Genomic DNA, 12,880 nt, shown 5'->3' with positions numbered 1-12,880 from the left:
CTGTTTATTTCTCTAAATACGAGTAATCTTTCCTAGATACCTGCGCTTCATAGGCCTATTCGGCCATTCCCGTTTTCTAAAAACAAATAAACTTTCAATAAACTTGTTTAAAATTAACAAGTAAAATGGCAAGTATAAAAAAAACACAACTCTTTATTGATGCATATTACTTGTTATAGTGATGCATCAAATGACTTTTAATCACTGTTATCTCATTGAAAAGGTTACGAAAAATGAAGCAACGCAAATTTCTTACTCGTTTTGAGATCAATTCAATTTTGAAGCAAGCCAAAGAAGGTAGGTATCCAGAAAGAGATTACTGCATGTTTTTAATGTGTTTTTTACACGGATTTAGGGTCAGTGAGTTATGCCGTTTAACATTAAGTGATATTGATTTAGAAAGCCGAATTATCTACGTCAGACGCTTAAAAGGTGGGCTATCAACAACACAGCCGATAATTGAAGAAGAGTATGAAGCGTTAGTTAACTGGTTGAAAAAAAGGGAAACATGGAGAGAATCAGATTCAGAATGGGTTTTTTTATCTCAAAAAACAGGACCTATTTCTCGTCAGCAAGTCTATGGTTTACTTAGACGTTTAGGTAAAGAAGCTAATGTATCCATTATTCCACACCCCCACATGCTACGCCACGCCTGCGGCTATGCACTCGCTGATTTAGGTAGAGATACCCGTCTAATTCAAGACTATTTAGGTCATCGTAATATTTCACATACTGTTATCTATACTGCAAGTAATTCAAAACGATTCTTTAATATCTGGGAAACAAGAACTTAACAAAAAGGATTTAATTAGTACATTATTAAATAATTAATATAGGAAATATAATAGCCTGTTATTTTACAATAAGAATAAAGGTAATTTTGCAATAATTAAGTAAATTAGGAATTGTTTTATAAAAAAATAAATAATGAGTATTTTAGATATTAATAATTTATTAATGGTACTTTCGAAATAAAGATATTAATTAATTAAATGCTCTTTTTTCGATTATCTTTATTAAATAGACTTAAGTTGATATTAAAAGATTATTCATTAAAAATATTTAATATTGGGTGTTTAATTTTCAATCAATCTAAAAGGGTGCTATCGACAATAATTTACTAATCATTTCACTTTTATCATTTGTTTCTGGTGCACACGCTATCATATGACACTATCCCCTACATTATAGTTCGGGGATAGTTATGAATCACCTCTGTTATCAATCAGTTATCCTTTAACACAGACGACCTGACGCAATGTATGAACAATTTCGACTAATGACGATTGCGCTTTCATTACTGCATCGATATCTTTATATGCCATCGGGATTTCATCAATAACATCCTCGTCTTTACGACATTCCACATGCGCAGTTGCTCTAATTTGGTCTTCAATACTGAACGCTTTTTTAGCCGCTGTTCGGCTCATCACGCGTCCTGCACCGTGGCTACAAGAACAAAAGCTTTCCGCATTTCCTTTTCCTCGAACAATGAAGCTTTTCGCCCCCATAGAACCAGGAATGATCCCCATTTCCCCTTTTTGTGCCGATACAGCACCTTTTCGGGTAACAAGAACTTCTTCGCCAAAGTGCTTTTCTTTTTGTACATAGTTATGGTGACAATTTACTGCCTGTTGTTGTGTCGAAAATGGTTTACTGATTTGCGATGATAATGCCGCTAACACACGTTCCATCATGATCTCACGGTTATGGCGAGCAAAATCTTGAGCCCATTCAACAGCTTCAATGTAATCGTCATAAAACAACGTTCCCTCCTTTAAGTAAGCAAGGTTTCTATCTGGTAGGTTAGCAAGGTGCTCTCTCATGTCTTCTTGCGCCATTTGAATAAACAGTGTTCCTATCGCATTACCGACACCACGAGATCCGCTATGTAGCATCACCCAAACGTTATCAACTTCATCAAGACATAACTCAATAAAATGATTTCCGGTTCCTAATGTGCCAAGGTGATGATAGTTATTCGTTTTCAATAAACGAGGATATTTATCCGTCAATACCTTAAAACGCCCTTCTAATTGCTGCCAGTGCAGGTCAACAATTTCTGGCGGCTGATACCAAGCACCACGGTCATTTCCTGAACGAGAGCTTGTTCTTCCATGAGGTACCGCTTTTTCTATTGCCGTTCTTATCGCAAATAAGTTATCGGGTAAATCATTAGCATGTAACGATGTGCGTACTGCAATCATTCCACAACCAATATCAACCCCAACAGCTGCGGGAATTATCGCCCCTTTTGTTGGTATCACACTGCCTATTGTTGAGCCTTTTCCTAAGTGAACATCTGGCATAACAGCCATATGTTTAAAGATAAAAGGCATTTTAGCCGTATTAATCAATTGGTTTAGTGCATCTTTTTCAACAGGAACACCGTTGGTCCACATCTTAATGTCAGCTGTATCTACTGATTGTACTAATTGGTAATCCTGTTTCATTCTTGTGCTCCTTTGATTTGCACCAATCCATTTAATACTTGGTCTAAACCACCATAAACAGAAATTCTATCAATTCTTTCGGCGATACGTTCTACGGTTTCTAACTCTTTTAGACGCAATGCCACGGGGTTATTTTCCATCACTTTTGCCGTATTTAATAATGAGCGCGTCGCAGATGTCTCTTCTCTTCGACGGATAACGTTAGCTTGTGCTGATTTTTCAGCTTCGACAACCTGCGCTAAAATTGTTTTCATCTCACCGGGTAAAACAATGTCTTTTACTCCTAAAGAGGCAACTTCAATGCCGTATCCGGCGGTAACTTGATCAACCTTTTCGCTCACTAAACTATCAATGAGTGATTTATTTTCTAATAACTCATCAAGCGTTCGTGTTCCAACTGCTTCACGTAAAGCGAACTGCAACTCTTTATATAAGAACTCAATAGGTGAACTTAATTGCTGATAAGCAAGTAATACGTCGCTATAACGCCAGTTCGCTGATAAGTTGATACGCAAGGTCACTTTATCTTTGGTTAAAATTTCTTGCCCACTTACATCCAAAGTTTGCAGTCGCATATCAACCACTTCGACTTCAACTTTGTGTTGATAGCGCCAATACCCTTTTAATCCCGGAGCTAACAAAGTTTGAGTTTCGCCATCAATGCGAATAATACCGGCATGCCATGCAGGAACATCAACATTCAACACCCCATCGCTTCCTTTTATTACCTGATTACGTAATTTTGGTTGTTGTAATTTTTTTAACAAGGTCGCTGGCACTTCTAACGCTGTGGCTGACAATATTTCGAGCGAACGCTCAGCATAACGCCAATATAAACGGCGAGTTCCTGGTGCTAAAATCTCTTTAAGAATGCCATTCTCATATAAAAGACCTATCTGTTCATCAGATAACACAATGTCAAAACCATATTCTTCAACCCACTGAGGATAATATTGGCGTAAAAATTCTGCTTTTTCGCTTTCTAATGCACCGCCATTTAAGGCAAAGACTTCAGCACTTAGCTGACGCTTTAAATCAATAAATTTATGCTCGCCTGCTGTCAGCACTTTTATGTATTCATCTTTTTTCTTTAAAAGTGCTAATTGACCCTGCTTGACTGTTATTGTTGTTTTTATCATTTTCTCTTTTCTCTTCTTTTATGTTCGTTTTAATTGCGTACTGATATTGTGTGCTTACTTTTCCGCGAGCCTTCATTGCGAAACTGAAGGGAAAAGAAGAAAGGAACGATGATCTGTTTGTCTCTTCTTCTGCCAACAATCCAGCTCAGATGCTGGCGGATAAGTAAGGTGGCTAATACATCCGCCACAACAATTTATTATTTACATTTGGAGGTGTAATTGGTTTCAGTGTCAGGAATCGAACCCGAGAACAACCGACTTCACTGATCAGAGTCTTATTTTTAAAGGAACACATTTAGATAACACCTTTCGCTGTTCTTTATGTGCCTACCAGATCCAGAATCTGTTTTCAGACGATAAGAATATTGCCAATATCGTGCCAACTTTTTAAATTCAGTAAAAAATAATTTTAATTACTTGATTTATAAATTAAAAATAAAAAAAGAAAAATAAGTTACATTTCTAAGTTAGATAAAAAAATCATAGGATATTATCTTTTTATCTAGTAGATTATAAATATAGATAAATACGGATAAATAAAATAAGCTTGGATAACGCAATGAAACGAAAAGTAGTGATTGGCATTTTGGGAACAACATTAGATAGAAGAGGAAAAAGCCACAAAAGATGGAATTTATGGCGACCAACCGTATCTATTTGCCAGCAAGAGGCATTTCCAGTTAGTAAACTTGTGATGATCCACCAACCAAATGATTCAACACTCGCCTCACGCATAACTGAAGATATTAGTGTTGTCTCACCTCAAACGCAGGTTTTACCTTATGAAATTGATATTTGTGATCCTTGGGATTTAGAAGAAGTCTACAGCCACTTTCTTGACTTTGCTGTTAACTACCCTTTTGATACTGAAAATGAAGAATATTATGTCCATATCACAACCGGTACTCATATTGCTCAGATCTGTTGGTTTTTGCTAGCAGAGGCTCATTATTTACCAGCAAAATTATTGCAAACCTCACCATCAACAAAAATTAAAGATGAAAGTGATGAGCAAAAAAGCCAATCCGCAATAGGCAGCTACGCTGTTATCGATCTTGATTTAAACCAATATGCTAAGTTAACTAGCCGTTTTGAGCACTATCATATAGAGACGTTATCTTTTCTAAAGTCAGGTATTGCAACACGCAGTGAACGTTTTAATACACTAATAGAGCAAATTGAACGAGTTGCTTTGCGCTCTTTTGCACCTATTTTGCTCACAGGTCCTACTGGTGCAGGGAAATCTTTTCTCGCACAACGAATTTACCAACTACGCCAATCTCGCCATTTTGTAAAAGGGCGTTTTATTGCCGTTAACTGTGCAACTTTGCGTGGTGATAATGCGATGTCCACTCTATTTGGCCATGTAAAAGGTGCATTTACGGGGGCATTACAATCCCGCCAAGGATTATTAAGAGAAGCTGATCAAGGTATTTTATTTCTTGATGAAATTGCAGAGCTTGGTTTAGACGAACAGGCAATGCTGCTTAAAGCAATAGAAGAAAAATCATTTTATCCCTATGGATCAGATATTGAAGTACAAAGCGATTTTCAACTTATTGCAGGCACACACCGCAATATGGATAAGCAAATCGAACAAGGGCTTTTTCGTGAAGATCTTTATGCACGAATAAACATGTGGTCATTTCAATTACCTAGTCTCGCAGAACGAAAAGAAGATATTGAGCCTAATATCGAATATGAACTGCAAAATTTTGCTCAGCTTTATCAAAAATCGGTTCGTTTTAATCGAGATGCAAAATTACACTATATTCAATTTGCCACTTCAGAGCAGGCGATATGGCGTGGAAATTTTAGAGAACTCAGTGCCAGTATAACCAGAATGGCAACCTTAGCCGAAAATGGCCGAATCACACAGACATTAGTTGATGAAGAGATCTATCGCTTAAAACAGAATTGGGGAATCACTTCTTCTACTTTATTTGAAAAATCAGATCTTGATCTTTTTGATCTAAGCCAGCTTAATACAGTCATTAATATTTGCCAGCGATCTTCGACACTTTCTGAAGCGGGCCGAAAACTTTTTGCAGTATCAAGACAAAATAAAAAACAACCCAACGATGCAGATCGTTTACGTAAGTATCTTGCTAAATTTGATTTAAGTTGGGAACAAATTCAAAACGGAGAATAATATCTTAATATGGAGCTAACTTTTCTTGGCACCAATGCTGGCGTTCCGTCAAAAGAACGTAACGTCACCAGTATGGTGCTTGATTTGCAAAACAAACAAAAAAGTATGTGGATGTTTGATTGTGGTGAAGCAACTCAACATCAAATTTTGCATACCCGTGTTAAATTACCGCGTTTAAATAAAATTTTTATTACTCATTTACATGGTGATCATATTTTTGGTTTACCAGGGTTACTTTGCAGTCGCTCAATGGGAGGAACTGAAACTCTGTTAACGGTTTATGGTCCAACAGGAATTAAAGCATTTATAGAAACATCGCTCACTTTAAGTCACTCTTATCTCACCTACCCAATCAATATTATTGAAATAGATCAAGCGGGTTTTCTTTTTGAAGAAGAAGGAATGAGAGTGAGTTGTGAAGCACTTTCTCATCCCGTACCTTGTTTCGGTTTTCGTTTAGAAGAAAAAAACAGTTTAGGCAAATTAGATGCAGAAAAACTGAAAGCTGAAAATATTCCGACTGGCCCTTGGCTACAGGATTTAAAGCAAGGGAAAATAATTACATTGCCTGATGGTAGAATAGTGGATGGTAAAAATTACATTGGCCCTGAAATTAAAGGTCGTTGTATTGCAATATTTGGTGATACTCAGCCAACACCCTCGGCATTAACGTTGGCAAAAAATACCGATGTAATGGTTCATGAAACAACGTTCAAACATGAAATGGCAGAGCAAGCGAATAGTCGTGGCCATTCAACAACAGTACAAGCAGCGGAGTTAGCAAAAACAGCAAATACCAAGAGGCTGATTATAACGCATATAAGTAGCCGCTATTTACCTGAAGACACGCCAGAACTTCTTACGGAATGCCAATCGGTATTTGATAATACCGAGCTCGCTTCTGATTTTGCTGTTTTTAAATTGTAATTAATTTTTTCTTCTATATAAGCAATAAGCAATCTAATGCCGTTTATATAGAAGAAGCTCAAGTAAACCGAATTAAAAGATACAATTCAACAAAGAGGTTATTCTGTTTTTTGTTGTAACCTTTTGGTTCGCTTTATCTTTCCGTCTTGTAAAATAAAATTTACTTTTCCATCCCAAAACTCAGCCAAAAAAACATCTTCTGGTTTTTCAATATGTTGCCTTGCCATCTCTTCTTTTAACCATGTTTCATCTTTATCTATTTGCTCTAATTCGGAAGTTCGGATCCCACCATCTTTCATTACTATTAAAGATGGCATTTGAGCACCATCACACACTACCGTTATTTGTCCATCGGGTTCAATTTGTGCATAGTTAACTTCCTGAAAAGAATGAATTCCCTGAGCATGAAGCCGCGAAGTAATATTAAGAATATCAATTTTATTCTTTTTCTCATTAATATTTTCCATAATAAACTCTCCCTTTTTAATAATCGGAATAGGATTACCTATTGCCACAGCTCGGAAGAAACTAAAGGTTTTACTAATATAATTGAGAAAAGAGATAAAACAGACACCAATAAGAAAAACAGTAATGTATTGATATAACGGAATTGCATCAGTATAAATAACACCGCCCATAATCCCACCCAAGACAAAATTACCAATAAAATCAATAGGTGTTAGCTGTGAAAGCTGTGTTTTTCCTGATAAATTCATATGGGCTAAAATAATAGTAAACCCGATAATAAACTTAATAATAACTAAAAAGTAATACTCCATGAGATGCTCACTTTTAAGAAAATTCTATTTATGATTATAAAACAAAAAAATATTTACTGATAAAAAATCCTAAAAAATCATTACCTTCTTTATTCAATTTGACTATGAATAAACACTAAATATACTTAGCCTTGTTGATTTTAAGAGTATAGCTATACTTATTATTATCATTTTACGATAGCCTCTTAATATTAACTCAATGGTTTCTCGTATTTTACTTGTATCAAACGAGATATCACCTAATTGTTTTGGATACATATTCTGGAGAGAAAAATGAACAAAAAATTACTGGCTTCTTTAATTCTAGCAGGTCTTGTTACCATTACAGCAGGTTGTGATGATTCATCTAAAAAGGTTGATGAGGGTATTGATAAAGCAAAAGAAACAGCCACCCAAGTTAGCGAAACTGCGCAAGATAAAGCTAGTGAGCTGACTGAGCAAGCAAAAGACAAGGCTGCTGACTTAAAACAAGATGCCTCAGCTAAAGCAGATGAATTAACAGAACAGGCTCAAGAGCTGAAAGATAAAGCTCAACAAAAAGCAGAAGAATTAAAAACTCAGGCTGATGAAAAAACAGATGCATTAAAAGAAAGTATCTCCCAAAAAACCGATGAGCTAAAAGATTCAGCATCAGCAAAAGCTGATGAAATTAAACAAAGCTTATCTGCTGAAAGCAATAAGTTATCTGAAAAAGCGGCTGACTTAAAACAAGATGCAAGCACTACAGCTGAAAATTTATCTCAAGATGCAGATAAAAAAGCAGACCAACTAAAAGAAGATGCAGCAAAAACAAGTGATGAGTTAAAACAACAAGCTCAAGATACTGAAAAGAAAGCATTAGATAAAGCTGACCAACTTACCGATCAAGCGAAACAAAAGATTGATGATCTAAAAGCTGAAAATAAATAATCTTAATTTCAGAAATTTTGATGTTACAAAAGCCAGTTACTAGTAACTGGCTTTTTTTGTGCAAAAAAACAGCTAGGGTTGATCGATTAAGCAAAAAATGTAACCATGTTCTCCTTTTTTCAACAGGAGAAACCTATTAAAGTGTAAAAACACTTATCATCATAAATAAGTAATAAGTTGATTTAATTGAATTATTCTTCATCTTGCGGAAAAAATAATTTATTTCCGTTCTTTTATAAAACTTCGATCTTATCTGATGTTTTATTCAAATTTTCTTATGAACTTTTCTTTTTCTGATGTTCTATGTAAAAAATCAGAAAAGAGGTAACGAAAAGTCTCTTTCTAAGAAAAATAACAAAAATAGGTTAGTTATGAGTCAACAAAACGATGTAATACCGACAAAAGTTAGGATGAAAATTAATCCTCCCGTTTTTTATACATCAGCAATATTAATTCTACTCATTGTTGGATTTTCAGCACTTTTTCCCGATCTAGCTAATGATAAGCTAGGTCATCTTCAGGAAAATCTCTTCACTAACGCAAGTTGGTTTTACATTCTTGCCGTTGCATTGATTTTGCTGAGTGTGACTTATTTGGGGCTTTCTCGTTTTGGCGAAATAAAACTGGGTCCAGATCATGCTCGTCCCCATTTTAGTTATTTTGCTTGGTTTGCTATGCTATTTTCAGCGGGTATGGGAATTGGCTTAATGTTTTTTGGTGTTGCAGAACCTGTAATGCACTACCTTATGCCGCCAACAGGCGAAGCCCAAACGATAGAAGCAGCGAAAGAAGCAATGCGCTTAACCTTCTTCCATTGGGGGTTACATGCTTGGGCCATTTACGCCATTGTTGCACTCATTCTTGCTTTCTTTAGTTACCGTCATGGTTTGCCATTAACATTACGCTCTGCACTTTACCCAATTATTGGTGATCGTATCTATGGTCCAATTGGCCATGCAGTCGATATTTTTGCTGTTATGGGAACCGTATTTGGGGTAGCTACATCTCTTGGTTTTGGTGTTTTACAGGTTAATGCTGGCTTAAATCATCTTTTTGATATTCCTATTAGCCCAACCGTTCAAGTCATATTAATCGTGGTGATCACAGGCCTTGCAACTATCTCCGTAGTATCTGGATTAGAAAAAGGTATTCGTTTTTTATCTGAATTAAACCTTGGTTTAGCTGTTTTACTTCTTTTATTAGTGATTATTTTAGGGCCGACTGTATTAATTTTAAAATCATTTGTAGAAAATACAGGTGGTTACCTTTCTGAAATTGTCAGTAAAACATTTAATTTGTATGCCTATGAACCAAAATCAAGTGACTGGCTAGGGGGTTGGACACTGCTTTATTGGGGATGGTGGCTTTCATGGTCTCCTTTTGTTGGTATGTTTATCGCTCGTATTTCTCGTGGCCGCACTATTCGTGAATTTGTTATCGGCGTTCTATTTGTACCCGCAGGCTTTACCTTACTTTGGATGACTGTTTTTGGAAATACCGCCATTCATTTAATTAAAGATAAAGGTGCTGAGGCGCTTGCTAACGTTGTTCAGCAAGATGTGTCATTAGCGTTGTTTGAGTTCTTAAATTATTTTCCATTCTCATCAGTATTGTCATTTTTTGCCATGTTGATGGTGATTGTATTTTTTGTCACATCCGCCGATTCTGGAGCAATGGTTGTTGATACCTTAGCATCAGGAGGCGATAGCGAAACGCCCGTATGGCAACGCATTTTCTGGGCCGCTTTAATGGGAATTTCAGCAATTACACTATTGTTAGCCGGTGGATTAACTGCATTACAAACCGTGACTATCGCTAGCGCATTACCTTTTTCTGTGGTTTTGCTAGCATCTATTTATGGATTGATAAAAGCATTGCGTGTTGATGTACATAAACGTGATAGCCAACAACTTGCAACTATTGCGCCACCAGCCAGTCGTAACCCTATTCCGTGGCAGCGCCGTTTAAGAAATATTGCTTATTTTCCAAAACGTTCTCATGTAAAACGTTTTATGGATGAAGTGGTTTATCCTTCAATGGAAATGGTCTCTGCTGAATTAAGTAAGCAAGGTATTCAATGTCATATTGAAAATAACGATGAAAGTCGCATTGGGTTTGAAGTCGATTTAGGTGATGATATGAACTTCTTCTATGAAGTACGCTTACGATTTTACACCCAACCTGCATTTGCTTTAACCGGTTTAACCGATGAAGAAAAAGATGAAGAGCATAAATATTATCGTGCTGAAATTCATTTAAAAGAAGGTGGACAAGATTATGATGTGATGGGCTGGACAAAAGAACAGATTATTCATGATATTCTTGATCAGTATGAAAAGCATATTCACTTTTTGCATGTGTTAGGTAAACAATAAACCCACATAAAATAGAAAAAAGAAAAGAGGCTATGATAAAACATCGCCTCTTTTTATTTGGTTAAGATAAAACTATTTTTCTGATATATCGGTGTTTTCTGCATTAAGTGCAATAAGTTCTTTTAATAGCCCAGATAAGCTCTGTAGCTTTTCAGTAGAGAATTTTTGCTCTAATAATTGATAACCTTCATCAATTTTAGGCTGAATTTTGTCATATAAATTTTGCCCATTGACAGAAAGAGACACAAACAGCTTACGTTGGTCACTGACCGGTTTTAGTCGACAAATAAGCTCATCTCTTTCCATTCTAATCAAAATCCCCGTGAGACTAGGACGCAAAATACAGGCTTTTTGCGCTAATTCATGAAAATCGATAGAACGCTTATCAGCAAGTACTCGAATAATCCGCCATTGCTGTTCTGTTAAATTATGCTCTTTAAGAACAGGTCGAAAAAATCCCATCGCAGATTCCCGAGCTTGTAATAGCGCGATAGTTAATGATTCATGCATAATCAAGAAGCTCTTTATAAGTGTTATAGGTGAAATGATGAAAAATCACTTAATATAGACAGTGAGAATGTACCGCTATTTATGATTTACAGAATGAACTATATTCTAAGGATAGACTATTTGTTACAATTATTCATATTAACAAATAAATAAACTTGACTCAATTTTTGCAATTTTTCATTTATCTCGCAATTGATTGCTCTTCTATCTCTTAACATAAAAATAGTGAAATCAGTGAGCTCCTCACAGCAGCAGCTTGGCAATTAGTGTGATACATCTTATTAGACATAAGATTTAGCTATTCCCCGCTCAATAAATTATGAATAATCAGCTTTAGCGATAAGGTTGTCTCACCTTTTTTTGAGAAAAAGTTAACAGGTTGTAACAAAGAAAGATTGCTATCTTGGTTCATGCGCGGTAGCGTTACGGCTTTAAACTAACGCAACAAAGAAACCGCCGTAAACACTGCAACTTTGTTTAGCGTTCGTAGTTAGAGAATCGTCCTTTGGTCTGTTCTCTAATTAGTGATTATTTTTAGTGAAGACGCCGACAGACGAGAAGTCTGGCAGTAGGAGTAAAAAATGTCTGATGTGAAACAGGCTAACCCACTTTTTCGAGATGCTATGGCAAACTTAGGTGCCGCCGTTAATATCGTTGCCACAAATGGCGATGCAGGATGCTGTGGTTTAACAGCCACTGCGGTATGTTCAGTAACGGATAATCCACCGACGGTTATGATTTGCATCAACAGTAAAAGCCAAATGAACACCGTATTTCAAGAAAATGGCAAATTAAGCATCAATATTTTAAATCACGAGCAAGAAGAGATGGCTTGTCATTTTGCCGGAATGACCGGACTAACAATGGCAGATCGTTTTACTCAACCAGGATGGCAACATGGGCAATTACAACAGCCTGTATTAGAAAATGCACTTGCCTGTCTTGAAGGTGATATTTATGATGTGCGACAAGTTGGCACTCATTTTGTTTATATGGCAGAAATAAAAAATATCTCGGTTCGCGAAGATGGGCATGGCCTTATCTATTTCAAGCGTCGCTTTCATTCGGTCAAAAATGAACTAGTTCCGATAGCTGTTTAGTTTTATTTTACTCTTTTCTTGAGACAAAAAAACGCACCTTAATAAGGGCGTTTTTTTTGTTATTTAATCATAATTCATTTCAGAACAAACAAATATTTATTTAAAATAAGTGAATAATTATATTTTCAGTATTTTGGATACAATGTCTTGGTATTTATTAATTAGTTATTAACATCTGTTTGTTATAAGAGAATATACTTTTATTATAACGAAATATTTCTTTCTATAATCAATGAGTCATATTAAAAAAAGTTTTTATTCTATTTTTTATTGTTTATTCTTATCTTGTTTCATTCGATGAAAATATAGTCAATAAATTATCTCAATGGCGATGATTTATACTAAATATCAACTAAATTACCTTTATTGAAAATAAATTAATGAATATTTTTTTCAATCTGGTATTAATCTTACCCACAGTGTGATCAACCTTTGAGAAGTCATTCTATCAATATATTAGTCTACTCGACTTGCTGATTACCTTCTTAAATTTGCAAACATCACTCTCTAGACGGTAGATAATGTTACTAGTGTGT

Annotated in this window: 10 protein-coding genes; 6 read left to right on the top strand and 4 right to left on the bottom strand. The window is 35.7% G+C overall.

Annotated features, from left to right (window positions below; translation table 11 throughout):
- Positions 1–233 precede the first annotated feature (233 nt).
- Entirely contained in the window at positions 234–794 is a 561-nt protein-coding gene (gene mrpI / locus M997_RS05825) for a phase variation DNA invertase MrpI (protein ID WP_064719169.1), read from the top strand.
- A 435-nt stretch (positions 795–1,229) separates the two neighbouring features.
- Here the strand turns inward: mrpI and M997_RS05820 are convergent, their stop codons facing one another.
- Positions 1,230–2,453, bottom strand: coding sequence for an RtcB family protein (locus M997_RS05820; RefSeq protein ID WP_064719168.1), 1,224 nt, complete (start codon positions 2,451–2,453; stop codon positions 1,230–1,232).
- Complete coding sequence (locus M997_RS05815) at positions 2,450–3,589, bottom strand: slipin family protein (protein WP_109406125.1); 1,140 nt, start codon at positions 3,587–3,589, stop codon at positions 2,450–2,452. The genes M997_RS05820 and M997_RS05815 overlap by 4 nt, the downstream gene beginning before the upstream one ends.
- 562 nt (positions 3,590–4,151) lie before the next feature.
- Here M997_RS05815 and rtcR point away from each other — a divergent pair.
- Both rtcR and rnz read left to right on the top strand, forming a co-directional pair.
- Positions 4,152–5,744 carry an RNA repair transcriptional activator RtcR gene (rtcR, locus tag M997_RS05810; RefSeq protein ID WP_064719166.1) on the top strand — a complete coding sequence of 531 codons (1,593 nt, stop codon included), beginning with the start codon at positions 4,152–4,154 and terminating at the stop codon, positions 5,742–5,744.
- A gap of 9 nt (positions 5,745–5,753) precedes the next feature.
- Positions 5,754–6,671 (top strand): ribonuclease Z, encoded by a 918-nt coding sequence (rnz, locus tag M997_RS05805; protein ID WP_064719165.1) that lies wholly within the window; start codon positions 5,754–5,756, stop codon positions 6,669–6,671.
- Between the two features lie 98 nt (positions 6,672–6,769).
- Here the strand turns inward: rnz and M997_RS05800 are convergent, their stop codons facing one another.
- Positions 6,770–7,450: a DUF421 domain-containing protein gene (locus tag M997_RS05800; protein ID WP_064719164.1), complete on the bottom strand. Its 681-nt coding sequence runs from the start codon at positions 7,448–7,450 to the stop codon at positions 6,770–6,772.
- 273 nt (positions 7,451–7,723) lie between these two features.
- On the opposite strand from M997_RS05800, the gene M997_RS05795 reads away from it, so the two are divergent.
- Together M997_RS05795 and betT are read left to right on the top strand one after the other, a co-directional pair.
- The gene (locus M997_RS05795) at positions 7,724–8,359 is read left to right on the top strand and encodes a hypothetical protein (protein ID WP_064719163.1); all 636 of its coding nucleotides are present in this window, start codon (positions 7,724–7,726) and stop codon (positions 8,357–8,359) included.
- A gap of 371 nt (positions 8,360–8,730) precedes the next feature.
- On the top strand, positions 8,731–10,734 hold the full coding sequence (gene betT / locus M997_RS05790; protein ID WP_064719162.1) for a choline BCCT transporter BetT: 2,004 nt from the start codon (positions 8,731–8,733) through the stop codon (positions 10,732–10,734).
- Positions 10,735–10,806: 72 nt separating this feature from the next.
- On the opposite strand, the gene hpaR is transcribed toward betT, so the two are convergent.
- On the bottom strand, positions 10,807–11,244 hold the full coding sequence (hpaR, locus tag M997_RS05785; RefSeq protein WP_064719161.1) for a homoprotocatechuate degradation operon regulator HpaR: 438 nt from the start codon (positions 11,242–11,244) through the stop codon (positions 10,807–10,809).
- Positions 11,245–11,825: 581 nt separating this feature from the next.
- Here hpaR and hpaC point away from each other — a divergent pair.
- A complete protein-coding gene (hpaC, locus tag M997_RS05780) occupies positions 11,826–12,344 on the top strand; it encodes a 4-hydroxyphenylacetate 3-monooxygenase, reductase component (RefSeq protein WP_064719160.1) in 519 nt (172 codons plus the stop codon).
- The last annotated feature ends 536 nt before the right edge of the window (positions 12,345–12,880 follow it).

Origin of the sequence: Proteus hauseri ATCC 700826 (assembly GCF_001654965.1) — a bacterium.
GTDB classification, from domain to species: Bacteria; Pseudomonadota; Gammaproteobacteria; order Enterobacterales; family Enterobacteriaceae; genus Proteus; species Proteus hauseri.
This window is presented reverse-complemented; position numbering and strand designations above follow the sequence as displayed.